Source organism: Corallococcus sp. NCSPR001 (genome assembly GCF_017309135.1).
Taxonomy (GTDB): domain Bacteria; phylum Myxococcota; class Myxococcia; order Myxococcales; family Myxococcaceae; genus Corallococcus.
The window spans coordinates 8,942,850-8,967,983 of sequence record NZ_JAFIMS010000002.1; the positions used below are offsets into that span (position 1 = coordinate 8,942,850).

Sequence of the window (25,134 nt, forward strand, 5' to 3'; positions counted from 1 at the left end):
TTCGCGCTAAGGCGCGGTGTGCTCGGAGCCGCCACGGACCGGCGTGGACTGCGCGGGCCCGGCGGAGAGCACGATGCCCCGGGGCAGGCGCACGGTGAAGGTGGAGCCCTGCCCCTCCACGCTGCGCACGGCGAGCGTGCCCCCGTGCAGCTCCACCATGCGGCGCGCGCTGGCCAGCCCCACGCCGCTGCCGGACACGTCCTGGGACACGTTGCGCCCGCGGTGGAAGCGCTCGAAGACGAAGGGCAGGTCCTCCGCCGGGATGCCGATGCCCTGGTCCGTCACGGAGAGCAGCACGAACTGCTGCGTCTCCTCCTCCTCCACCGCCAGGCGCACGATGACGGTGGAGTCCGCGGCGCTGTACTTCACCGCGTTGCCTATCAGGTTCTCCAGCACGCGCTCCAGGGCGTGCGCGTCCCACTCGCCGGTGAAGTCGCGCCCCTCCGGCACCTCCAGGACGAAGCGGTGGCGTGACGCGTTGGCCTCCAGCTCGCGCACCTTGCCGCTCGCCATGGCCAGCAGGTCCATGGGCTCGCGCTTGAGGGGGCGCTCCTGACCGCGCGTCACCTCCAGGAAGTGGTCGATGAGCTCGCCCATGCGGTGCGCCGCGCGCACGATGTGGCCCAGGCGCGTCTCCAGCGCGGGCGTCATCGCGGCGGCGGGAATCTGCCGGCGCAGCACCTGGGCGTTGAGCGTCATGATCTGCAGCGGGCCCTTCAAGTCATGCGTCGCCAGCGAGAAGAGCTCGTCGCGCACGGCCAGGGCCTCGCGGGCGGCGGCCTCGGCGCGCTCGGCGCGCAGGCGGCGCTCCTCCAGCTCGCGCGTCATCTGCACCGTGTCCACCGCGGTCTTGAGGCTGCGGCGCAGGCGCTCCGGGCTGAAGGCCTCCTTCACCAGGTAGTCGTTGGCGCCGGCCTTCATGGCGTCCACCGCCACGCGCTCGTTGCCGCTGCCGGTGAGCACCACCACGGCGGGCACGCGGGGCAGTCCCAGCGCCGCGACCTTCTGCAACAGGGCGACGCCGTTCATGCCGGGCAGGTGGTAGTCGAGCAGCATCGCGTCCACCGGGTTGCCGGACAAATACGCCAGCGCGTCCTCCGCGTTGGACATGGGCACCACTTCCCACTGCATGTCCGGGTCCCTCGCCAGCGCGCGGCTGACCGCGAGGCGGTCCGCCATGCCGTCGTCCACCAGTAGCACGCGCAGGCTCATGCCTCCGGCTCCTGGGGCTCGGGCAGGCGCGCGGCCTTGAACCAGAAGGCATGGAGCGCCTCCGCGGTGGCCTGAAGCTGGGGGCCAATGTCCGGCTTGAAGAGGTAGCTGTTGGCGCCGTCCGCGTAGGCCCCCTGCACGTCGACCGTCTCCACCGAGGAGGAGAAGATGATGACGGGGATGGAGCGCAGGTCGGGGTCCGCCTTCAGCGTGGCCAGCACGTCACGCCCGCTGATGCCGGGCATGTGCATGTCCAGCAGGATGAGCGTGGGGCGCTCCGCGTCCGCGTGGGCGCCGCGCCGGTAGACGTAGTCCAGGGCGTTCTCGCCGTCGCGCACGCGCACCACGGGCACGGGCAGGGGCAACCGCTTCGCGATGCGCATCAGCGCCTCCGCGTCCGGATCACTGTCCTCCACCAGCAGCAACGGGTTCATGTCCGCGGTTCCTCGCCCAGCGTGAAGTAGAACGTGGAGCCCTGCCCCGGCGTGGAGTCCAACCAGAGCGAGCCGCCGTGCAGCGACACCAGCCGCCGCGCGATGGCCAGACCCGCTCCCGAGCCGCCACCATAGGCCTGCGCCGGATGCAGGCGGCGGAACAACTCGAAGATGGCCTCATGGAACTGGGGCGCGATGCCGATGCCGGGGTCTCTCACGTAGAAAATGTAGGGTGCTTCCACCTGACGCGCCGCTGGCGGACGTGATTCCCCGGGCCCCAGGAAGCCCACCTCCACCCAGCGGGGCTCGGCCGTCTGGTACTTGGCCGCGTTGCTGATGAGATTGGCCCATACCTGGCGGATGTGGACGGCATCACATGCCACCGTAGGCAGGCGGCGGGGCAGGCGGACCTCCACCCTCCCCTGCTCCAGCCGCGCGCCCAGTGTCCGGAGCACGTCCTCCACCAGGGCCTGCTGATCCGTCTCCTCCCACGACAGCTCCAGCCGGCCCAGGCGGCTGTACTCGAAGAGGTCGTCGATGAGGCCGTGCGTGCGCTTCGCCAGCCACGCCAGGGCCTCCAACTGCTGGCGGCCGTCCGCGCCCAGCGTGGGGCCGAAGTCCTCCTGGAGGAAGGAGCTGTACTGGAGGATGCCGCGCAGGGGCTCCTTGAGGTCGTGCGCCACGGTGCCGCCGAACGCATCCAGCTCCGCGTTGGAGCGGGCCAGCTCCCGCGACAGCCGGGCCAGCTCCTCCGCGTGCCGCAGCACCACGCCCACCAGCGCGCCCTTGAGCGCGAGCGCCGCCTCCAGGTCCTGGGCGGACCACGGGGTGGAGGCGCCCTTCATCTCCTCGCGCCACACGTCGAAGGACGCGCGGGGCCGCAGCCGCGCATGGCCCGGCTCCGGACGCACGGGCTTGTGCGGGTTGCCGGCCCACGCCACGGTGCGCGCCACCTCCGGGCGGAACCACAGCGCGAAGTGCGGCACGGAGGGGTCCAGGCGCACCGCCAGCAGGCCCGCGGCCACGTCCACGCGCGAGGCCAGCGGCGGGTACACGTCCCCCAGCCGGTCCACGTGGAGGACCTCTTCCGGAAGCTCGCGCGCCGAAAGCCACGCCACCAGGGCACGCACCTCCTCCGCGGAGGGCGTCGTGCCGAGCAGCAGGGGCGACGGTTCCGGGCCCGCGCTGGCGCCCAGCACCAGCGCCACGCCGTGGGCCCCCGTGAGCTCCATCAAGAGCGGGGCCTGAGCCTCCAGCGCCTTCGCGGGGGTGCGCTCGCCCAGGTTCGGAAGGACGAGCGCGTTGAGCAGCGCCGCGCGGCGCGCCTGGGCGGCGGCCTCCAGGCTCCGCTCCTCCGCGGCGAGCTGGAGCGACAACAGCCGCGCCAGCACCTCGCACGCCTGCCGCCGCGCGGCGGACACCGTGCGGGGCGCCAGGTGGTGGCAGGCCATGAGCCCCCAGAGCTGTCCGTCTTTCAGCAGCGACACGCTGAAGGACGCGCCCACGCCCATGTTGCGCAGGTACTCCAGGTGGACCTCCGACACGCTGCGGAGCGCGGCGCCGGACAAGTCCAACGGGCTCCGGGTGTCCGGCAGCAGCGGCGGCACCAGGCCCACGGCCTTCGCGTCCACGTCCGCGATGAGGCGCACGGGGTTGCGCGTGTAGAGGGCGCGCGCCTGCGCGGGGATGTCGCTCGCCGGGTAGTGCAGGCCCAGGAAGGAGTCCACACCCTCGCGCACGCTCTCCGCCACGACCTCGCCGTGGAAGTCCGCGTGGAAGCGGTAGACCATCACCCGGTCGTAGCCGATGAGCTCCCGCACCGCGTCCGCGGCTTCCTGAAGCAGCGCGACCGTCCCCTTCGCGCGCGCCAGCGGCGACACCAGCCGCTGCACCGCGGAGAGCGCGGTCTCCTCCGCGCCCACGTCCTCGGCCGCCAGCGGCTCCAGCTCCAGCACGCGCAGGCCGTCACTGTCGTGCAGGAGCGCGGAGCAGCGCTGACCCGACACCTCCACGGTGACGGGCCCCGGCCCCGTGCCCGCCTCCACGCGCGCGAGCAGCCCGTGCGGCAGCACGCCGGAGAGGGGCTTGCCCAGGAGCGCGTCCGGCCCGGCGCCGAGCAGCGCCTGGGCGTTCGCGCTCACGACCGTGACGGCCTCCGTGTCCGGGTGGAAGGCGACGAGCACCCCACGGGGCTGGATGCCGCCCAGCAGGTGGATGGGCTCGCGGTCACAGACGCTGAGGTCGGCATCAGAGACGGACGGAGACATCGTGCTCCCGCGTGAACCAGGCGGCGAAGGTGTCGAAGGTGTCGCGGGCGCCCTGCACGACGGCCGCGTCGAAGGTCTCGGAGGCCGCCTGTTCGGACGCCCGGGTGAGCGCTCCGCCGAACGCGCGCCACATGGGGCCCACCTGGTCGCCATAGGCCCGGAAGAAGGCGAAGCTCCCCACGCGCGCGTCCGGGCCGAAGTGGCGCGTCAGGTGGCGCAGGATGAGCTGGCCGCCCAGCGTGGAGCCCTCCAGCACGTATGCGCAGCCCAGCGCCTCCGCCAGCCCCGGCAGCGCCGGCAGCGGGGAGGCACGCGGCAGCCGCGCGAGCGAGGCCGTGTCGTGCCCCATGGCGCGCAGGTCCGCCTCCAACAGCGGCGTCTTCCAGCGCGTCCCCAGGTCCAGCGCCGGCTCCAGGACCGCCAGCGGTCCGGCGAGCAGCGCCTCCAGGGGCAGGTAGAGCCCGTGGAAGGCCTCCATCTGGCGCTGGTAACCCTCGGGCGTCAGCCGCGCGTCCATCAGACGCACCACGCCCTCCGTGCGCTCGTGATGAGGGCGCGTCTCCGTCTTCAGCCGCTGAAGCAGTTCCAAGTTGCCCTGAGGATGGGAAGCGGCGCGGCGGCTGAAAAGAACCAATCGCGCTGAATGTTGGCCGTTCATCGCAGATGAATGTTGGCCGCTCATCCCTGCGCGCAGCGCAGGACGCACGCAGCGTGAGGTTTCACGGAGTGCCTGTTTCCCCGGCACCACTCCACGCGGTGACTCGACCCCCTGAGTCACCCTGTCTTTACGGGCCGCGACACGCCGCGTTAGCCTGATTGCTCCACAGCTTGGCTTCCCGCGTCATGCGGGAAAGGGGTCCCGACGATGCCGTTCACCCTCCCTCCGCGCTACGGGCTGTATGAGCCGGAGACCGAGCACGACGCCTGCGGCGTGGGGTTCGTGGCCCACATCCGGGGGCAGCGTTCGCGGGGCATCGTGGAGGACGCGCTGGAGCTGCTCAACCGGTTGAGCCACCGCGCCGCGGCGGGACGGGACCCGGAGACGGGCGACGGCGCCGGCATCCTGGTGCAGTTGCCGCACCGCTTTTTCAACCACGAAGCGCCGCGGCTGGGGTTCGAGCTGCCGCCGCGCCGCCAGTACGGCGTGGCGCAGGTGTTCCTGCCCCAGGAGCCGGAGGCGCGCCGCGCGTGCGAGGCGCTGTTCGAGGACGTGGTGGAGGAGGAGGGGCAGCGGCTGCTCGGCTGGCGCGACGTGCCGGTGGCGCCGGAGGAGTTGGGGCCGCTCGCGCGGGAGGCCGCGCCGGTCATCCGGCAGCTCTTCATCGCGCGCAGGCGCGTGGTGCCCAGCGCCTTCGAGCGCAAGCTCTACCGCATCCGCAAGCTGGTGGAGAACCGCGTGCTGGCGCGCGGCGTGGATCCCCTGGGGCGCTTCCACGTGGCCAGCTGTTCGTCGGAGACGCTCATCTACAAGGGGCTCCTGCTGCCCCGGCAGTTGCCGCGCTTCTACGCGGACCTGCGGCACCCGGAGTTCGTCAGCGCGCTGGCGCTGGTGCACTCGCGCTTCTCCACCAACACCTTCCCCACGTGGGAGCTGGCGCAGCCGTTCCGCTTCATCGCGCACAACGGTGAAATCAACACCCTGCGTGGCAACCGCAACTGGATGACGGCGCGGCGCGGGCTGCTCCAGACGGCGAAGCTGGGCGGGAGCCTGGAGCCGCTGTGGCCCATCATCGTCCCGGGCAAGAGCGACTCCGCGCAGTTCGACAACATGGTGGAGCTGCTCTACCTGGGCGGCCGCACCCTGCCCCACGCGATGATGATGATGATCCCGGAGGCGTGGGAGGGCCACAAGGAGATGGGCGACGAGCGCCGCGCCTTCTACGAGTACTCCGCGTCCCTGCTGGAGCCGTGGGACGGCCCCGCCGCCATCGCGTTCACGGACGGACAGCTCATTGGCGCGACGCTGGACCGCAACGGCCTGCGCCCCGCGCGCTACCTGGTGACGGAGGACGACCGCATCATCCTGGCGTCGGAGACGGGCGTCATCGACGTGCCTCCGTCACAGGTGCGCCGCAAGGGCCGCCTGACGCCGGGCCGCATGCTGCTGGTGGACACCACGGAGGGGCGCATCCTGGAGGACGAGGAGGTGAAGCATGACATCACCTCGCGCTGGCCCTACCGCCGCTGGTTGCAGCGCAACGTCTTCACCTTCGAGGACCTGCCCGCGGTCCCCGCCCCCGAGCGACTGAAGGGCGAGACGCTGTGGCGGCTTCAGCGCGCATTCGGCTACACGGACGAGGACGTGCGCACCACGCTCGTCCCCATGGCGGAGACGGGCAAGGAGCCCACGGGCTCCATGGGCACGGACACGCCGCTCGCCGTGCTGAGCGACCAGGCCCCCACCCTCTTCAACTACTTCCACCAGCTCTTCGCGCAGGTGACCAACCCGCCCATCGACCCGCTGCGCGAGGCGCTGGTGATGACGCTGGCCACCGCGCTGGGCCCGGAGGGCAACACCTTCGAGGAGACGCCGGAGCAGTGCCACCGGCTGTCCCTGCCCGGCCCCATCCTCACCAACGGGCAGCTGGCGCGCCTGGCGGACCTGCGCGGCGACACGGGCCTCTTCGAGCCGCGCCCCTTGAGCCTGCTGTACCCGCACGCGGGCGGCGCGGCCACGGCGCTGGAGGTCGCGGTGGAGCGGCTGTGCACGGCGGCGGTGGACGCCGTCGACGCGGGCGCGAGCATCCTGGTCCTGAGCGACCGGGGCGTGGACGCGGCGCACGCGGCCATCCCCGCGCTGCTGGCCGTGTCCGCGGTGCACCAGCGCCTGGTGCGCGACGGCACGCGCATGTACACGGGCATCGTGCTGGAGACGGCGGAGGCGCGCGAGGTGCACCACTTCGCGTGCCTGTTCGCCTACGGCGTGTCCGCGGTGAACCCGTACCTGGCGCTGGACAGCTTGCGCGCGCTGGCGGATGCCGGAGAGCTCAAGGCGGACGCGGACAAGGCGCAGGCGCAGTACCTCCACGGCCTGGAGGAGGGCCTGCTCAAGGTGATGTCCAAGATGGGCATCTCCACGCTCCAGTCCTACCGCGGCTCGCAGCTCTTCGAGGCGGTGGGCCTGCAGCGAAGCCTCATCGAGAAGCACTTCACCGGCACGTCGTCGCGCGTGGAGGGCGTGGGCCTGCCGGAGCTGGGCCGCGAGGTGGCGGAGCGGCACGCGCGCGGCTTCGGCGCTGGCGCGGACGGCGAGGAGAACCTGCTGCCGGTGGGCGGGCAGTTCCGCTGGCGCCGGCAGGGCGAGCGGCACAAGTGGAACCCCGCCACCGTGGCGAAGCTCCAGGCGGCGGTGCGCGCGAACGACGCGGTGCAGTTCCAGGAGTACTCGAAGCTGGCGGACGACGAGACGCGCGAGCACAGCAACCTGCGCGGCCTCTTGGACGTGGTGACGGACGGCTGCACGCCGGTGCCGCTGGAGGAGGTGGAGCCCGCGCTGGAGCTGGCGCGGCGGTTCGTCACCGGCGCCATGTCCTTTGGCTCCATCAGCGCGGAGGCGCACGAGACGCTGGCCATCGCGATGAACCGGCTGGGCGGCAAATCCAACAGCGGCGAGGGCGGCGAGGAGTCCCGCCGCTACACCCAGGACCCCAACGGCGACTCGCGCCGCAGCGCCATCAAGCAGGTGGCGAGCGCCCGCTTCGGCGTCACCGCCGAGTACCTGGTCAACGCGGACGAGCTTCAAATCAAGATGGCCCAGGGCGCCAAGCCCGGCGAGGGCGGCCAGCTCCCGGGCCACAAGGTGGATGAGCGGATCGCGCGCGTGCGCTGGAGCACGCCGGGCGTGACGCTGATTTCGCCGCCGCCGCACCACGACATCTACTCCATCGAGGACCTGGCGCAGCTCATCTACGACCTCCAGTCCGTGAACGCGAAGGCGCGCGTGAGCGTGAAGCTGGTGAGCGAGGTGGGCGTGGGCACCATCGCCGCGGGCGTGGCCAAGGCGGGCGCGGGCTGCGTGGTGGTGGCGGGCTACGAGGGCGGCACGGGCGCCTCTCCCCTCTCCAGCCTCCAGCACGCGGGCCTGCCGTGGGAGCTGGGGCTGGCGGAGACGCAGCAGGTGCTGGTGCACAACGGCCTGCGCTCGCGCATCCGCGTGCAGGTGGACGGCGGGCTGCGCACCGCGCGCGACGTGCTGGTGGCGGCGCTGCTGGGCGCGGAGGAGTTCGGCCTGGCCACCGCGAGCCTCGTGTCCGTGGGCTGCATCATGCTGCGCAAGTGCCACCTCAACACCTGCTCGGCGGGCATCGCCACGCAGGACCCGGCCCTGCGCGAGCGCTACGAGGGCACGCCGGAGAACGTGGTCAGCTTCTTCCTGCTGTTGGCGGAGGACCTGCGCCGGCACATGGCGAAATTGGGCGCGCGCAAGCTGGAGGAGCTGGTGGGCCGGGTGGACCTGTTGCGCCAGCGCGCGGCGGTGGACCACTGGAAGGCGCGCAAGGTGGACCTGTCCGCGCTGCTCACCGCGCCGTCCGCGCCGGCCACCGAGCCGCGCCACTGCCAGACGCCGCACCGCAAGGACGTGGCGGACCACCTGGACCACGAGCTGCTGACGAAGGCGCAGTCCGTGCTCGCGGGCGGGCCGCCGCTCTTGCTGTCGCTGCCGGTGGCGAACACGCACCGCGCGGTGGGCGCCATGCTGTCCGGCGAGATTGCCCGCCGCCACGGCGCGCAGGGGCTGCCGGACGGCAAGCTGCGGGTGAAGCTGAAGGGCTCCGCGGGCCAGAGCTTCGGCGCGTTCCTCGCGTCCGGCGTGACGCTGGAGCTGGAGGGCGACACCAACGACTACCTGGGCAAGGGGCTGTCCGGCGGACGCATCATCGTCTACCCGCCGGAGGGCAGCCGCTTCACGCCCGAGGAGAACGTGCTCGTCGGCAACACGGTGCTCTACGGCGCCACGGCCGGCGAGGTGTACCTGCGGGGCCTGGCCGGGGAGCGCTTCGCGGTGCGCAACAGCGGCGCGCAGGCGGTGGTGGAGGGCGTGGGCGACCACGGCTGCGAGTACATGACGGGCGGCGTGGTGGTGGTGCTGGGGCAGACGGGCCGCAACTTCGCGGCCGGCATGAGCGGCGGCACCGCGTACGTGCTGGACCGCGAGCGCTCCTTCCGCGAGCGCTGCAACCTGGAGATGGTGGAGCTGGAGTCGCTGGTGGACGAGTCCGAGATCTGGCTCGTGCACGGGATGATTGAGCGCCACCTGCACCACACCGGCAGCGCGCTCGCGCGGCGGGTCTTGGACAACTGGGAGCTGATGGTGCCGCAGTTCATGAAGGTGATGCCGTCCGACTACAAGCGCGTGCTCCAGGCGCGCAGGGCGGCGCGCAGGCCGCCACCGGCCGCGGGCGTGCAGCAGCTCCACGTCGTTGGCGGGGGGGCCTGAGCCATGGGCAAGCCCACGGGTTTCATGGAGTGGCAGCGCGTCAACGCCCCCAAGCGGGACAAGGTGGAGCGGCTGGAGGACTGGCGCGAGCTGCACCTGCCGCTGGCGCCGGACGAGGCGAAGCGGCAGGCGGGGCGCTGCATGGACTGCGGCATCCCCTTCTGCCACCAGGGGTGCCCCCTGGGGAACCTCATCCCGGACTTCAACGACGCGGTGTACCGGGGCCAGTGGAAGGAGGCGTACCAGGTGCTCAGCCGCACCAACACCTTCCCGGAGTTCACCGGCCGGCTGTGCCCCGCGCCGTGCGAGGCCGCGTGCGTGCTGGCCATCGACCAGGACGCGGTCACCATCGAGCAGATGGAGAAGGAGATTTCGGAGCGCGCCTTCGCGGAGGGCTGGGTGAAGGCGAGGCCTCCGGCGAGGCGCACGGGCAAGCGCGTGGCCGTGGTGGGCTCCGGCCCCGCGGGCCTGGCGGCGGCCGCGCAGCTCAACTCCGCGGGGCACAGCGTGACGGTGTACGAGAAGGACAGCCGCGCCGGGGGCCTGCTGCGCTACGGCATCCCGGACTTCAAGCTGGAGAAGGCGGTGCTGGACCGCCGGCTCGCGCTGATGGAGGCGGAGGGCATCGTCTTCCGCACCGGCGAGGACGTGGCCGTCACGCCGGGCTGGAAGGCGCTGCGCGAGCAGTACGACGGCGTGGTGCTGGCCCTGGGCGCGCGCAAGGCCCGCGAGCTGGACGTGCCGGGCCGCGAGCTGTCCGGCGTGCTGCAGGCCATGGACTACCTGGAGCACCAGAACCGCGTGGTGACGGCGGGCGCGGCTCCGGACGCGCGCCTGGAGGCGAAGGGCAAGCGGGTCATCATCCTGGGCGGCGGCGACACGGGCTCGGACTGCCTGGGCACGGCGCTGCGCCAGGGCGCGGCGAGCGTGACGCAGGTGGAGCTCTTCCCCGCGCCGCCGCAGGTGCGCGCGAAGGAGAACCCGTGGCCGCGCTGGCCGCTGGTGTTCCGCACGTCGTCCAGCCAGGAGGAGGGCGGCGAGCGCGCCTTCGCGCTGATGACGAAGCGGCTGGAGGGTGAGGACGGCCAGCTCAAGCGCCTGCACGCGGTGCGCGTGGAGGTGCAGCGCGAGCCGGGCGGCGCGATGAAGCTGGTGGAGGTGCCAGGCTCCGAGCAGGTGTTCGACGTGGACCTGCTCGTGCTCGCCATGGGCTTCACCGGCCCGGACACGGACCGCCTGGCGGAGGAGCTGGGCGTGGCGCTGTCGCCGCGCGGCACGGTGCGGGTGGACGCGAAGTTCGCCACCTCCGCGCCGGGCGTGTACTGCGCGGGCGACGCCAGCCGGGGCGCGAGCCTCATCGTCTGGGCGCTCGCGGACGGCCGTGAGGCGGCGCGCGCGCTGGACACCTGGCTGTCCGGCACCGCCTCCGTGCTGCCCACGCGCGGCCAGGACTGCGCGTTCTGAGAAGCGAAACGGCCCGGGGCCCCTCCTGATGGCAGGAGGAGCCCTGGCCGGCCTCAGTGGACGAAGGCCTCCGGCGGGCGCAGGAAGTTGAGCGGCACCTCCAGCGGCTGCGTCTTGAAGTCCTGGCGCAGCTCCAGCAGTTGCTTCACCACTCCGACGTCACGGATGGGTCCCACCGAGAGCGTCGGCTCGGGCGAACCGGGCGGCACGTCCAGGGGCACGCTCCCGGCGAGCGCCTCCATCCGAGCCAGGTAGCCCACGTCCAGGCCCCTGACCCATCCGCACGTGGTGCAGTTGGCCAGTTCCTGGAGCCGCTGATGCCGGCGCAGCAGGTCCGCGAACGGCCACGACGCCACGCCGGCCCCGAACTGGGCGTCCGGCACGACATACATGGAGCCTGCCCCCCCACCCGTCAGGAATTTGGACAGCCGCGCCGGGATGCCCGACGTGGGACTGACGTGCGTGAAGGCCACGTTGTCCACGCCCGAGAAGTCGTTGGTGCCCGTGTCCTTGAAGTGACAGCCATTGCAGGTGTTCACGGAGAACTCCTTGCGAGCGCAGACCTCCGCCGCATCCGTGGGCACCACGCTGAAGCCTTCCCAGTGGGTGGGCGACGCCACCAACGCGTTGGCCCCCAGGAAGGGTCTGCCATTGAGGTTGCGAGGCACCGTGAATTGCGCCGTGCACCGGTTGGGGAGGGTCACCGGCTGCTCGACACCCTTCTTGACCTGGGTGCGCACGAAGGAGTCGATGTCCGGATCCGTCTCGGAGTCATGGGTCGCGTCATCCGGAGTCAGCGCCATCGTGTGGACGCGCAGGAACCCGTTGGAGGGTTTGTCCTTGCCGGTGACGGGGTGCTCGTCCACCAGCCGGAACTCCCGCAGCTCCCACGGAGACGCCAGGGCGGCCTCGTTGGTGCGGATCTGGTTGAGCGCATTCCCGTTGCCCTTCCCCGGACCCTTTCCCCGCAGGACGACGCTCTGGGTCATCTGCGTGAGCCGAGCCTTGTAGGCCGCGTTGAAGGACGGGTACGTCCCCAGGAGCGCCCACTGCCGGGCCCAGTCGACCACCTGCGCGCAGCCCTCGCCGGGCACGCCGTATTCGAAGATGACGGTGAAGGGCTTGAGGTTGCACGTCGCCTCCGTTCCGCCGCCCCAGGGAGAGGGGCGCGTGAGCCCGAAGATGAAGCGCAGCTCCCCCGGGTCGGTCTGCCGGTCGGCGTAGTCCCAACTGCGGGCCAGGTCGATGCGGTTGACGATGGACAGCAGCCGGAAGGGCGCGATGCCCAGGTCCAGCGGCTTGCTCAGCGACACCTCCCAGCGGCCCGTGCTGGCGTTGAGTTCGAAGGACGAGGTCGCGCCGCTGGCGGCGGCCCAGGGGGCAATCACCTCGTCATACATCTTGCGGCGCGCGGGCACCGTGTCGCCGTTGGATTGGAAGTCATTGAGCCACAGCGACAGCCAGTTCAGCACGAAGGCCTCCGGGCTCGCGCCGGAGCCCTGGGCCATCTCCCGCATGAGGTGCGCGAAGGTCCACACGCCGCCCTTCGTCCCCGCGCCCGTGCACGGGTCCCACGTGCGCGCCGGGTCGAGCACCACGGCCGGGTCGCGGATCATCAGCGTCCGCTCCCACTGGGGCTGGGTGGAGAGCGGCAGCAGGGGGCAGATGGTGACCGGCACCCGCTCGCCCCACCCGAAGGCCGCCGCATCCATGGGGAGCCCCTCGTAGCGGGCGACCGGGTGGCGGCCGTTGAACAGGATGCTCTCCCGGGTGGTCACCCCCAGCTCCCCCGAGGCCAGGCGGCGCTCGTTCTCCTGGCGCCGCTCCACCTCCGAGTCCGGCAGCTGCGCGAAGAGCGTGAAGAAGTCCGGACCGGGGCTCGAGGGGATCGCGCCCAGCCGCGCCAGGGTGTCGGCGTGGAACAGGACCGTGGGCCGCGCGGGGTCCCCCACCACGCGCACCAGGCTGTCCGAGAGCAGCCGGTTGGTCGGGGGCGGCAGCTTCAAGTACACGGCCGCCGTCTCCCCCAGGGGCGTGGGCCGCGCCAGCTTCTGGGCGAAGGTGCTGGCGACGGACAGGCCCGGCACGAGGGGCAGCTCCCCCAGGCTCGTGCTGCTCCCCCGCGACTCCGCCGCGGCGCCCTGCGTCGAAAGCTTCTGCGCGGACTCCTCCGCGCAGCCGCTGACCGCCAGCACGGCACCCACCACGGCGACTCTCAATTCCTCGCACTTCCACAACATACATCCTCCCCCGGCAAAGCCAGCCTTCGCCTGGAATGGCTGGCATTGACCCAACGCCGCTGGAGTGAAGTGCATGGACGGACGTCACGCCCCTGACAGGGCTGCCCGCGCGAGTGAACAGCGCGGGCTCCGCCCATTTCCTTCCCGACAGGCGCACGGCCTCACGGGGTCCACACGCCTGGAGGCCCGACGCACCACGTCGACCCTCAGTGGACGCGGGCCGCGGGCGGCTCGAGGAAGTCGAGCGGCAGCTCCCGCGACCGCATCCTGAGGCCGGGTCGCAGCTCCAGGAGTTGCTGCACCACGCCGACGTCGCGGATGGGGCCCACCGTGAACGTCGGGCCGGGTACACCGGGGGGCACGTCCAGGGGCACGCTCCCGGCGAGCGCCTCCATCCGCTTCAGGTAGCCCGCGTCCAGGTCGATGAACCATCCGCAGGTGGAGCAATGGGCCAGCTCCTGGAGCCGCTGGTGGCGGCGCAGCAGGTCCGCGAACGGCCATGACGTCACCGGCGCTCCGAACTGGGCATCCGGCACGACGTACATGAAGCCGTTGCCCCCACCCGTCATGAACTTGGACTCCCGGGCCGGGATGCCCGACGTGGGACTGACGTGCGTGAAGGCGAGGTTGTCCACGCCCGTGAAGTCATTGGTGCCCGTGTCCTTGAAGTGACAGCCATTGCAGGTGTTGCTGGAGAACTCCTTCCGCGCGCAGACCTCCGCGGCGTTGGTGGAGACCGCGTTGACGGCCTCCCAGTGGGTGGGCGGCACCACCAGCGCGTTGGCCCCCAGGAAGGGCCTCCCGTTGACGGAGGGAGGCACCATGAAGCGGGCGGCGCAGTGGGTGGGGACGACGACCGGCTGCTCGACACCGTTCTTGACCTGGGTGCGCACGAAGAAGTCCACGTCGGGGTCCGTGCGGAAGTCGTGGGTCGCGTCATCCGGGGTCAGCGCCAGCGTGTGGACGCGCAACGGCCCGTTGGAGGGGGTGTCCTTGCCGGTGCCGGGCTGCTCGTCCGCCAGGTGGAACTCCCGCAGCTCCCACGGAAACGCCAGGGCGACCTCGTTGGTGCGGATCTGATTGAGCGCGTTCCGGTTGCCCTTCCCTGACGCCCGCCCATGCCGGACGACGCTCTCCGTCATCTGCTGCAGTCTCGACCGGTAGGCCGTGTCGAAGGCGGGGGACATCCCCAACCCCACCCACTGCCGCGCCCAGCCGGTGACGGCCCGGCACCCCTCGCCCGGCACGCCGTATTCGAAGATGGTGGTGAAGGGCTTGAGGTTGCACGTCGCCTCCGTTCCGCCTCCCCAGGGCGAGGGGCGCGTCAGTCCGAAGATGAACCGCAGCTCCCCCGGGTTGGAGGACCGGCCTCCGTATTGCGAGCTGCCCGCCAGGTCGATGCGGTTGACGATGGCCAGCAGCCGGAAGGGCGCGATGTCCAGGTCCAGCGGCTGGCGCAGCACGACCTCCCAGCGGTTCGTGGAGGCATTGAACTCGAGGGACGAGGCCGTGCCGCTGGCGGCGGCCCAGGGGGCGATCACCTCGTCGTACATCTTGCGGCGCGCGGGCACCGTGTCGCCGTTGGCCTGGAAGTCATTGAGCCACAGCGACAGCCAGTTCAGCACGAAGGCCTCCGGGTTCGCGCCGGAGCCCTTGGCCATCTCCCGCATGAGGTGCGCGAACGTCCACACCCCGCCCTTCGTCCCCGCGCCCGTGCACGGGTCCCACGTGCGCGCCGGGTCGAGCACCACGGCCGGGTCGCGGATCAACTGCGTCCGCTCCCACCATGCCTCGGTGGAGGCTGGCATCTGGGGGCAGCTCGTCTGGGGCACGAGCGCGCCCCGCGCGAAGGCGTTGGCGTCCATGGGGAGCCCCTCGTAACGGGCAGCCGGGTGGCGGCCGTTGAACAGGACGGTCTCCCGGCCAGGCGTCCCGAACTCGCCCGAGGCCAGCCGCCGCTCGCGCTCCGCCCGGCGCTCCACCTCCGAGTCCGGGAGCCGCGCGAAGAGGGTGAAGAAGTCCGGGCCCGGGCTCTCCGGAATCACCCCCAGCCGGACCAGGGTGTCGGAGTGGAAGAGGACGGTGGGCGCGGACGGCTCACCGAGCACGCGCACCAGGCTGCCCGCGAGCCCTCGATTGGCGGGCGGCGGCAGCTTCACCTGCACCGCGGTCGTCTCGCTCAGGGACGTGGGCCTGCCCAGCTTCTGGGCGAAGATCTTCGCGACGGAGCTGCCCTCCACGAAGGGCAGCTCCCCCAGGCTCGTGGTGCCGCCCGGACCGGCCCGCGCAACCGCCGGGGCCTGCGCAACCGCCGGGGCCTGCCGCACCGGCGGGGGCTCCGCGGATGCGGGCTCCTTCGAGCACCCCCAACCCGCGAGCACGATGATTCCCAGGACAGCGATTCTTGATTCCTTGCACATCCGCGACATGCGCTCCCCCCGCGAAGCGACAGCCCCGTCATTCGATGACGGGCTCTATCTCAACGCCGAGCGCCCCCGTGCATGACCGGACGCCTACCGCATGGCAGGTCGCAGTCAGGCCCCGGACAGGGCGCTGCCCGCGCGAATGATCAGCGCGGGCTTCGCCCATTCCCTTCCCGACAGGCTCCCAGCCTCGTGGGGTCCGCACGTCCAGGCTACGCGGGCACGGGCTCCGACGGAGCGGCGTGCTCCGGGACACCCGGCGCGCTCGCAACGGGCGCGGGCGGCGTGGGGACGGCGAGCGCCGCGGTGGGGACCTCGCCCACGGTCTCACCGTGCTGGCTCAGGTCGAGCCCCTCCTCCTCCTGCTCGCGGGTGACGCGCAGCGGGACGATGCGGTCGACGATCTTGTACAGGAGGTACGAACCCACGAAGGAGAAGACGGAGACGACGACCAGCGCCAACAGGTGCATGAGGAAGGTGCGCGTCGTGCCGTAGAGCAGGCCCACGTCCTTGGCGAGCACGCCGGTGAGCACCATGCCCACGATGCCGCCCAGGCCGTGGCAGGGGAACACGTCGAGCGTGTCATCCAGCGCGGTGCGGCTCTTGAAGTGGACGGCGGCGTTGCTGACGAAGCTGGCGACCAGGCCCACCAGGATGCTCTGCCCCACGGTGATGAAGCCGGCGGCGGGGGTGACGGCGACCAGGCCCACCACCGCGCCCACGCAGGCGCCCATGGCGCTGGGCTTGCGGCCGCGCAGCCAGTCGAAGGCGATCCACCCGAGCATCGCGGCGGCGGAGGCGGTGTTGGTGGTGGCGAAGGCGAGCGTGGCCAGCGACGACGCGGACAGCGCGGAGCCGGCGTTGAAGCCGAACCAGCCGAACCACAGCATGCCCGTGCCGAGCATCACGAAGGGAACATTGGCGGGAGCATGCGTCGCGTGCGTCAGGTGCACCTGGCGGCGGCCCAGGACGATGGCGCCCGCGAGCGCGGCGAGGCCCGCGGACATGTGCACCACGGTGCCACCGGCGAAATCGAGCACGCCCCACTGGCGCAGGAAGCCCTCCGGGTGCCACGTCCAGTGGGCGAGCGGCGCGTAGATGAAGAGGCTGAAGAGCACCATGAAGAGCAGGTACGCCTTGAAGCGCACGCGCTCCGCGAACGCGCCGGTGATGAGCGCCGGGGTGATGATGGCGAACTTGAGCTGGAAGAGCGCGAAGAGGAGCAGCGGCACGGTGGGCGCCAGGTCCGGGTGCGTCTCACCGCCCACGCCGCTGAACATGAAGAAGGTGCGCGGGTCACCGATGAGGCCGTGGAAGCTGTCGCCGAAGCAAAGGCTGAAGCCCACGACGACCCACAGCACGCTGATGACGGCCATGGCGATGAAGCTCTGCATGAGCGTGGAGACCACGTTCTTCAGCCGCACCATGCCGCCGTAGAAGAACGACAGGCCGGGCGTCATCAGCAGCACCAGCGCCGTGGCGGTGAGCAGCCATGCGGTGTCCGCCGGGTTGATGGGACCGCCCTGCTTCACCTGCGCCGCCGGGGTCACCAGCAGCCCCGCCACCCCCACCGCCACCAACAGGACCATCGCCATCCACTTCTGCATCGCCGCACCTCTCCAGAGAGCTGACGCAATGCACTATATGTCCAGGATGGGCTATTTTCAATCCGTCTGAGGCTATTTCTAATGAAATTAAGCCTAAATCTTCATTAAAGAAGACCATTGCTCAACGTTTCAGCAGCAACCACCAGGCCGAGTCCCTGGTCGCTACCTCCTGTCCAGGATGCGTCCCTGTCCGTCGATCGCGTAGACGGCGCCTCCATCCAGGATGGGCTCGTTCAAGCCGCAGCGCGCGGGTTGAGGGGAGAACCACACGAAGAACAAGTCGGCTCCCGATTGGAGCACATGGGTGTCGTAGGTGCTTCGCCTGGAGAGGCACTGCGCCATGCGCTTGTCGGGCTCCTGGGTCTGGAGTTCCGAGCCAGGGGGGAGGAACTCGTTCATCGCGACCTCGAGTGCGGACATCATGGGGCCTTCCAGGTGGACGCCCTCCTTGAACGAGTTCGGGAACACCACGGTGGCGGCCTCTTCGGGTGGCGCCCACGAAGCCTTCTTCACCTTGTGGTACCCGAGCAGCGAACACCCGGACAGTGACAGGCAGAGCAGGGCAATCCCCATGGACGTCTTCATCGCGAATCCTCGCTGCGAACGACTACGGCAACCATGACTGCCCCTCGAACAGATCGAAGCTGAAGTCTCCCGCTGTTCCGGAAGCCTTCCCGATGGGGATCCATTTTCCACCTCGCAGCGCCGACACGACCCGGGAGGAGTAGTTGTTGTCGTACGCGAGGCACCCGCCATTCCGGGGCCCGTAGAAGAGGAGCAACTCGTGCTCCCAGATCCGCCCGGACCTGTCCACGAAGCGGGCCGAGCCCCACGGCGACCAGTCTGGCTCGTGGTTCGCGCCCATGTCCTCGCGGGAGAACTCCCAGTTATGGGGATGCGGGTGCGCGGGCCCAAGAATGACGGGCTCCCTGACGTTGGCATCGCGAAGAGCCAGCGGCACCTTGCAGTACTTCCTGCCTCCAGGCCCGTCTCCGCCAAGGTCCGAGAAGTAGCTGAGGAAGTAGGCCTCCGCTTGGGGGGAGTAGTACCAGAGCGCGCAGTACTCCTTGCCCTGCCGGCCATGCAGGGTCGACGCACCGGGCATCTGGATCATCCGCGCACAGGCGACTTGAGCCAGCTCTTCCCGCGTCTTGAAGGGCCCTGCCAGAGGCCCCTCGACCTCGTACATGCCGTTGGCGAGCTGACGGACCCGGATGTCCGGATGCGGCGCCGAGCATCCCAGCACCACGAAGATCACCATCCAGGATCGCTCCATGCAGTTCAGTCCTCCTCTGACTCCATCGCGTTCAGTTCTTCCGGCAGCGGGGCGTTCATCAAGGTGAGCCTTCCGGGGAGCTGGACCACGAGGAAGCCTGCGCCGGCGATCCGGATGTGCATGCCGTGTTCGGCTGTGCCTTCCTTGATCCATGCCTCGGCGTCAGTCCGCGTTTCAAAATCACGCTCGACCTTGATCTTGAAATCCGGGCTGAGGATCTCACGATAGTAGCGTGTGAAGTCATCCAGCTTGTTCATGTGCCGGACGTAGATGAGGCAGATCGCCGCGACCTGGAAGGCGCCCCATTCTCGTGAGCCCTTCTCGTGACGCTGGGTCTCCTCCCCAAGGACGGAGAGCACATCCTCCACATCGATTTCCAGCGCCTTGCTCACGGATATGTCCTTTCAGATGGGACTCAACACCAACAGCCCCGCGGGAACCACGACGAGCGAGAAAGCCACCCCCGCGACGATGACCACTGTTCCCAATGCCACCTCGGACTTGTGATCCCGGAGCCAGTCCAAGGCGGAAGCCATGTCAGGGAATCGCAGCTCCCGTTTCGCGTCCTGTTGCTCCAGTGCCTCCTGCTCCTTGATGCACTTCATGAAGGCTTCAAGGCATTGGCTCGTGCAGAGCCGATGGTGGCTTTCTGAGTGCTTCTCCATGTCTTCCACTGTCGGCTTTCGCCTCCAGCACTTCTGGAAGCACTGCTTCTGCATCTCGCCGCAGTAGGCGTCCGCCCCAGAGCCGCCTGTACCGGCCCCCTCGTCCGTCCAGACTCCTCGCGCATCCTCGGAGACGACATAGGTCTTCCGCTCGGGACGTTGGGCGTGTCCACAAGCGGCGGCCATCATCACCATGAGGACGAGGACGGCCCCGGCATACGAACCGGGGGCTCCGTGCCGGACACTGGGGGTCATGGAGTCACTCCACTCCCAAAGCCCGACCATCCTCAAGCCGCGCCGGCCCTCTGTCCTGCGTAGGTCGGTTCACCTGCGCGAGCGCTCCATTGATTCCTCGTCCCGGCCGCTACCTCTTGTCGAGGATGCGGCCCTGTCCGTCGATCGCGTAGACGGGGCCTCCATCCAGAACAGGTCGGCCCCGATTGGAGGACATGGGTGTCGCAGGTGCTTCGCCGCGACTTCGCCTTCTTCACCTCGTGGTTCGCGCCCTGCCACGAACAACACCATGCCCCGTGGTTCTTCCGCGAATGGGCTGTTGGACCGGTGCATCATGCGGGGCATGGACCCGGAGAACCCCGTCGTGAAGCTGTGCGCCCAGGGCATGCACGCGGAAGTCATCCACCGTCCGGAGGAGGCGCGCGCGTGGTTCCAGCGGGCCTGGGACGCTGCCACCGACGATTACGAAGCGTGCATCGCGGCCCACTATCTCGCACGGCATCAGCCCACGGCGGAGGACACCCGGCACTGGAACCAGGTGGCGCTCGACAGGGCCCGGGCCGTGGATGATGACCGCGTGCGGCCCTTTTTCGCGTCGCTGCACCTCAACCTGGGCAAGTGCGCCGAGGACCGGGGCGACTTCGTCACGGCCCGCGCGCACTATCAGCAGGGTGTGGACTCGCTCCTCCACGTTCCCGAGGGGCCCTACCGGAACGCCGTGGAGCACGGCCTGGGCGCCGCCCTCGCCCGTGTGACGGACTGAGTTCGTGCGACCTGCACCTTCAGCGTGAGCATCCTGTCCCGGCGCAGGTCAGTTCACCTGCGCGAGCGGTCCATCGACTTCCGCGTCCTCGTTCTCCGGCGCGTCCTCCACCGCGTCCACGCCCTGCGGAATCCCATCCACGTAGGTGACGACGTTGTTCGGCAGCGCCGCCACGCGCGGGCCCGGGGTCACCACGCCCGTGAGGTTCAGCGGATCCACGCCGGACAGCTGGATGCGCACGCCGGACGGAGCCGCGCGCCGCACCGCTCGCGCCATGTCCACTGCTTCGGGCAGCGCGAACTGCTCACCCACGAAGCCCGATACGAAGCGGCCACCTCGCAGCTCGCCTCGCGCTTCCATGCGCCGGTAGACGAACAGCAGCTCACGCCAGGTGGGCGCCAGTGACTCGCGCATCACCAGGTCGCGCCAGACGATGCCGTAGCGCTGGAGGAACAGCTTCGCCAGCGACTCCGTCACCTCCTCCTGCGACTTCGGCTCCGACGGCGCCAGGAGGCTCCAGCGGCCCGGGCCGCCCCGGTTGAGCAGCTTCTGGCGCTTGCGGTGCGCCGGGCTCTGCAGGATGCGCAGGTTCTGCACCGCGTCCGCCGTCACCAGCCCCTTCGCCACCAGCTCCCACAGCGCGTCCTCCACCTCCGCCGGCAGCCGACGCGCTCGCGTCACCAGGTCCTGGAAGAAGCACGCGCCCCGCCGCTCCAGCACGCCCACCACGTCCTTCGCCGCCGCGCTCAGGTCCGGCGGCGTCCACACGCCCCCGTCCGCCAGCACCGCGTGCGGACGCGCCGCCGCGAGCATCCACTCCAGGTCCTCGCGCACCGTGAACGTCAGCGGCGCGTTGCGCGTCGGTGAGGACCGCTTCGCCACCACCGGCTCCGGCGCCTCCAACACCGGCGCGCCTCGGCGCGGGCCCGCGGGCTTCGGCGGATCCTTCAGCGTCACCCGCCCCCACGCCACCTCACCCGCGTAGCACGCGCGCTCCATCAGGTCCGGCGTGTAGCCCCGCATGCGCGCGGGCAACAGGAAGCGCTCCCACGCGGAGGCCGGCGCTTCGTACCCCTGCAGCAGCCGCACCGCCTTGAGCAATCCCGTGCTGCCCCGCAGCGCGTCCACGTCCTCCAGGTGGTGCCACCGGAAGAGGAAGCGCATGAAGTCCTGCGGGCTCAGCGGTTCAATCTCACGGCGCAGCCGCCCCACCGTCAGCCGGTGGATGCGCTGGAGCAGGCGCCGGTCGCACCACTCCAGCACCGGGCTTCCGTCCGCGTCTTGCGCGACCGGCACGTCCTCCCGCGCGCGGAACTGGCCTCGCAGCACGCTGCCCTGGCTCTCCAGGTTGTGCAGCGCCAGGTTGATGTCGTCAGGGTCCAACAGCGTCAGCCGCGCCAGCTCCGTCACCGTGGTGGGCCCCACCAGCTCCATCCGCCCGCGCACCACCTGGAGCACCGCCGCGTCGCGCTCCACCGGCCGGTCGTACTCCAGCACCGGCAACACCGGCTGCGTCGCGGCGTCCGGGAACAGCGCGCGCACCGCGTTGCCCCGCTCCGCCGACACCAGGAACCGCCCGCCCTCCCGCTCCAGCCAGGCCACGCGCCCCTGCTTGAACAGGCCCGTCTCCAGGCCTCGCGGCACCTCCGAGTCCCGCACCAGCACCAGCTGCAACAGCGCGTCGTGCAGCTCGTCCTCGTCGCGCATCGGCTGCGCGGCGTCCTCCACCACCTGCCGGATGGCGTTCGCGTCCAGCGCCCCGAACGCCGCCGCGTCCTCCGCGGGCATCGCGCGGCGCAGGGCCACGTTGCGCACGCGGCGCTCCTCGGCCGGCGCGTCGTCCAGGAAGGTGTAGGGCTGGCTGTTGATGAGCGCGTGCGCGAAGACGCTCGGCTCCGGGACGTCTCGCGCGACCAGCTGGATGCGCCCGTCCTTCATGCGACGGAGCACCTCGCGCAGCCCGTCGATGTCCATCGCCTCGCGCAGACAGTCGTCCATCGTCTGCTTCACCAGCGGATGGTCCGGCAGCTCCACGTCTCCGCCGCCGTGGTTGTCCTGGCAGCCCACCTGCGCGGGGAACACCGCCGCCAGCAGGTCCTCGCTGCGCGCGCGCTGGAGGTTCGGCGCCACGCGCTTGCCTCCCATCATCCGGTGCAGCGTCAGCGCCCGCGACGCCACCCACCGGAAGCGCGTGCCGAAGATGGGCGCCTGGAGGATGGCCTGCACCAGCACCTCCTCCACGTTGTCCGGGTGCAGGAAGTCGAAGATGTCCGCCAGCGGGAACGAGTGCTGTTCCCCCAGGCTCAGGAGGATGCCGTCCTCCGTGGCCGCCGCCTGCAGCTCGAAGTCGAACGAGCGGCAGAAGCGCTTGCGCAGCGCCATGCCCCACGCCCGGTTGATGCGGCTGCCGAAGGGCGCGTGGATGATGAGCTGCATGCCGCCCGCCTCGTCGAAGAAGCGCTCGGCGACGATCTGGGTGTGGCTGGGCACCACGTCGCCCAGCATCTTCTTGCCCAGCCGCAGGTAGCCCAGGAGCGCGTCCACCGCAGGCGGCGGCACGCGCAGGAGCTTCTCCAGGAAGCCCGCCGGGTCATCGTGGCGCAGCAGCTCCTCGCGCAGCCGGCCCACCTGGAGGCTCAGCTCGTCCGTGCGGCCCGGAGCCTCGCCGCGCCAGAAGGGCACGTTGGGCGGCGCGCCCCTCGCGTCCTCCACCATCACCGTGCTGCCCACGACGCGCTGGATGCGCCACGCGGTGCTGCCCAACAGGAAGATGTCCCCCGGCGAGGACTCCACCGCGAAGTCCTCGTCCAGCGTGCCCACCACCTTGCCTTCCGGCTGCGCGGTGACGCTGAAGTTGAACGTGTCCGGGATGGCGCCGCCGTTGGTGAGCGCGGTGATGCGCACGCCCCGGCGCCCCTTGAGCCGCTGGTTCACCCGGTCGCGGTGCAGGTGGATGCTGCCCCGGCCCCGGCGCTCGGAGACGCCTTCCGACAGCATCTCCAGCACCTGCTGGTACTCCTCCCAGGTGAGGTCCTGGTACGGGTACGCGCGCTGGAAGACGCTGAAGAGGGCGCGCTCGTCCCACTCCTCGCACGCGCACGCGGCGACGATCTGCTGCGCCAGCACGTCCAGGGGCTTCTTGGGGATGCGGACCGCGTCCAGGTCTCCCTCGCGCACGGCGTTGAGGAGCGCGACGCACTCCACCAACTCGTCGCGCGTCATCGCGAAGAGGATGCCCTTGGAGATGCCCGCCTTGTGGTGGCCCGCGCGGCCCACGCGCTGGAGCAGCACGGAGATGGCCTTGGTGGTGCCCAGCTGCACGACCAGGTCCACGTTGCCCACGTCGATGCCCAGCTCCAGCGACGCGGTGGCGACCATCACGCGCAGCTGGCCCGCCTTGAGGCGCTCCTCGGCGGACAGGCGCATCTCGCGGGACATGCTGCCGTGGTGCGCGGCCACCCACTGCTGGCCCAGGCGTTCGCCCAGGTCGTGCGCCACGCGCTCGGACATCTTGCGCGTGTTGACGAAGATGAGCGTGGTGCGGTGCTCGCTGGAGAGTTGGATGAGCCGGTCGTAGACCTGCCCCCACATCTCGTGGCTCGCGATGGAGGACAGCTCCGCGTCCGGGATCTCGACCTTGAGGTCCCACGGGCGCTGGTGGCCGACTTCGACGCGCTTGCACTCGGTGAGGGACGCGCCGGTGAGGAAGCCGGAGATGGCGTCCAGCGGCTTCTGCGTGGCGGACAGGCCCAGCAGTTGGGGGCGCACGTCGGTGAGGGCCTTGAGGCGCTCCATGGACAGCGCGAAGTGGCTGCCGCGCTTGTCGCGAGCGAGCGCGTGGATTTCGTCCACGATGACCGTGCGCACGTGGCGCAGGGTGGCGCGGGCGCGCTCAGCGGTGAGGTAGAGGTAGAGGGACTCCGGCGTGGTGATGAGGATGTGCGGCGGGCGGCGCACCATCTGGGCGCGCTCGCCCGCGGGCGTGTCGCCGGTGCGCACCTGCACGCGCAGTTGCTGGGGTTCGTAGCCCTCCTCACGCGCCAGGGTCATCAACTCCTCCAGCGGCTGGAGGAGGTTCTTCTGCACGTCGTTGCCCAGGGCCTTCAGGGGCGACACGTAGAGGACGCGCGTGTGGTCGGGCAGCGTGCCGTCGAGCGCCAGCCGGAACAACGAGTCCAGCGCGGCAAGGAACGCGGTGAGCGTCTTGCCGCTGCCCGTGGGCGCGGCGATGAGCACGTCATGGCCGCCGTGGATGAGCGGCCAGCCCTCGATTTGCGGCCGGGTGGGTTCGCCCAGGCGTGAAGCGAACCAGCGCCGCACCACCGGATGGAAGGCGGCGAGCGCTGGATGGGCCGCGGACTCCGACGAGAAGGCGAGGGCGATTTGAGGGGACATGGCGGGCTCCCAGACGACCAGCCTGAACACAGGTACAGCGCGTCGTCAACGGACGGGGGGTGCCGTCTCCGGCCCCCAGGTCAGGGGATGTCGGAGCGCCCGCGTAATCTCCCGAACCGTCAACGGATTCGTCTCCCCAGCAGGACGCAGGGCACTCAGGCGGGCAGATATCACCGCGCCGCAGGGCACCACATCACGGTGCCGCCTGATTCCGTGCATGGCCCTGGTGGCGGATTGAAAGCAGCTGGAACATCAGTAGATTTCTACTGAGTTTCCAGTGGGCACCGATTCACACACCCGTGCCCGCGCGGAAGATGCCCTGCTCCCCTCAAGCCGTTGGCAACGGAGTGCCCGCCATGACGACTTCCTCCTACCGCCTGCAGGCAACGCTTCCTGCGCCTTATGGAACCCAGCTTGAGCAACTTCGGAGCAAGCTCCAGATCGACAACACCGAGGTCATCAAGGAGGCCCTGGGCTTCTTCGCCAAGGCCGTGCTCGAGGCAAGCCTGGGCCGCCGCGTCGCCTTCGTGGACGAGAAGCATCAGGTCCTCGCTGAATACAGCTCGCCCTCCCTCACCCGGCTGGAGTGGAACGCCCGGGAGGAGGGCCGCGTCGTGCTGCCCGATAGTGACTTCGACCGGCTTGTGGACGCGTTGGAGAAGCCCGCGAAGCCACTGCCCCGGCTTCGGAAGCTTGCGCGCAAGAAGGCCCGCTGAC

At 70.5% G+C, this 25,134-nt stretch carries 16 protein-coding genes; 4 read left to right on the plus strand and 12 right to left on the minus strand.

All coding sequences use genetic code 11. The features are described 5' to 3' along the window. Positions 1–6 precede the first annotated feature (6 nt). The 4 genes from JYJ93_RS38025 to JYJ93_RS38040 are packed head-to-tail and all read right to left on the minus strand — an operon-like array spanning position 7 to position 4,502. Complete coding sequence (locus tag JYJ93_RS38025) at positions 7–1,212, minus strand: hybrid sensor histidine kinase/response regulator (RefSeq protein ID WP_206799623.1); 1,206 nt, start codon at positions 1,210–1,212, stop codon at positions 7–9. Beyond that, positions 1,209–1,646: a response regulator gene (locus JYJ93_RS38030; protein ID WP_206799626.1), complete on the minus strand. Its 438-nt coding sequence runs from the start codon at positions 1,644–1,646 to the stop codon at positions 1,209–1,211. Before JYJ93_RS38030 ends, JYJ93_RS38025 begins: the two co-directional genes overlap by 4 nt. Next, positions 1,643–3,913 (minus strand): ATP-binding protein, encoded by a 2,271-nt coding sequence (locus JYJ93_RS38035; RefSeq protein WP_206799629.1) that lies wholly within the window; start codon positions 3,911–3,913, stop codon positions 1,643–1,645. The genes JYJ93_RS38030 and JYJ93_RS38035 overlap by 4 nt, the downstream gene beginning before the upstream one ends. Then, positions 3,894–4,502: a biliverdin-producing heme oxygenase gene (locus tag JYJ93_RS38040; RefSeq protein WP_206799630.1), complete on the minus strand. Its 609-nt coding sequence runs from the start codon at positions 4,500–4,502 to the stop codon at positions 3,894–3,896. Before JYJ93_RS38040 ends, JYJ93_RS38035 begins: the two co-directional genes overlap by 20 nt. Before the next feature lie 276 nt (positions 4,503–4,778). On the opposite strand from JYJ93_RS38040, the gene gltB reads away from it, so the two are divergent. Together gltB and JYJ93_RS38050 are read left to right on the plus strand one after the other, a co-directional pair. Then, complete coding sequence (gltB, locus tag JYJ93_RS38045) at positions 4,779–9,350, plus strand: glutamate synthase large subunit (protein ID WP_206799632.1); 4,572 nt, start codon at positions 4,779–4,781, stop codon at positions 9,348–9,350. 3 nt (positions 9,351–9,353) lie between these two features. Beyond that, complete coding sequence (locus JYJ93_RS38050) at positions 9,354–10,814, plus strand: glutamate synthase subunit beta (protein WP_206799633.1); 1,461 nt, start codon at positions 9,354–9,356, stop codon at positions 10,812–10,814. A gap of 53 nt (positions 10,815–10,867) precedes the next feature. Here JYJ93_RS38050 and JYJ93_RS38055 read toward each other — a convergent pair whose 3' ends face one another. From JYJ93_RS38055 to JYJ93_RS38085, 7 genes are all read right to left on the minus strand, one after another. Further along, a complete protein-coding gene (locus tag JYJ93_RS38055) occupies positions 10,868–13,054 on the minus strand; it encodes a hypothetical protein (RefSeq protein WP_206799634.1) in 2,187 nt (728 codons plus the stop codon). 206 nt (positions 13,055–13,260) lie between these two features. Next, entirely contained in the window at positions 13,261–15,435 is a 2,175-nt protein-coding gene (locus JYJ93_RS38060; RefSeq protein WP_269012990.1) for a hypothetical protein, read from the minus strand. 254 nt (positions 15,436–15,689) lie between these two features. Then, positions 15,690–17,084, minus strand: a complete 1,395-nt coding sequence (locus tag JYJ93_RS38065; protein ID WP_206799636.1) for an ammonium transporter — start codon at positions 17,082–17,084, stop codon at positions 15,690–15,692. A gap of 162 nt (positions 17,085–17,246) precedes the next feature. Beyond that, on the minus strand, positions 17,247–17,669 hold the full coding sequence (locus JYJ93_RS38070) for a hypothetical protein (RefSeq protein WP_206799637.1): 423 nt from the start codon (positions 17,667–17,669) through the stop codon (positions 17,247–17,249). Positions 17,670–17,691: 22 nt separating this feature from the next. Next, entirely contained in the window at positions 17,692–18,360 is a 669-nt protein-coding gene (locus JYJ93_RS38075; RefSeq protein ID WP_206799638.1) for a hypothetical protein, read from the minus strand. A gap of 5 nt (positions 18,361–18,365) precedes the next feature. After that, positions 18,366–18,752: a hypothetical protein gene (locus tag JYJ93_RS38080; RefSeq protein ID WP_206799639.1), complete on the minus strand. Its 387-nt coding sequence runs from the start codon at positions 18,750–18,752 to the stop codon at positions 18,366–18,368. A 12-nt stretch (positions 18,753–18,764) separates the two neighbouring features. Further along, positions 18,765–19,280, minus strand: coding sequence for a hypothetical protein (locus JYJ93_RS38085; protein WP_206799640.1), 516 nt, complete (start codon positions 19,278–19,280; stop codon positions 18,765–18,767). Positions 19,281–19,548: 268 nt separating this feature from the next. Here JYJ93_RS38085 and JYJ93_RS38090 point away from each other — a divergent pair, with 268 nt between their 5' ends. Beyond that, positions 19,549–20,022, plus strand: coding sequence for a hypothetical protein (locus tag JYJ93_RS38090; RefSeq protein ID WP_242544079.1), 474 nt, complete (start codon positions 19,549–19,551; stop codon positions 20,020–20,022). Positions 20,023–20,070: 48 nt separating this feature from the next. Here the strand turns inward: JYJ93_RS38090 and JYJ93_RS38095 are convergent, their stop codons facing one another. Next, on the minus strand, positions 20,071–24,417 hold the full coding sequence (locus tag JYJ93_RS38095) for a DEAD/DEAH box helicase (protein WP_206799642.1): 4,347 nt from the start codon (positions 24,415–24,417) through the stop codon (positions 20,071–20,073). 356 nt (positions 24,418–24,773) lie between these two features. On the opposite strand from JYJ93_RS38095, the gene JYJ93_RS38100 reads away from it, so the two are divergent. Beyond that, positions 24,774–25,133, plus strand: a complete 360-nt coding sequence (locus tag JYJ93_RS38100; RefSeq protein WP_206799643.1) for a DUF1778 domain-containing protein — start codon at positions 24,774–24,776, stop codon at positions 25,131–25,133. Position 25,134 lies beyond the last annotated feature (1 nt).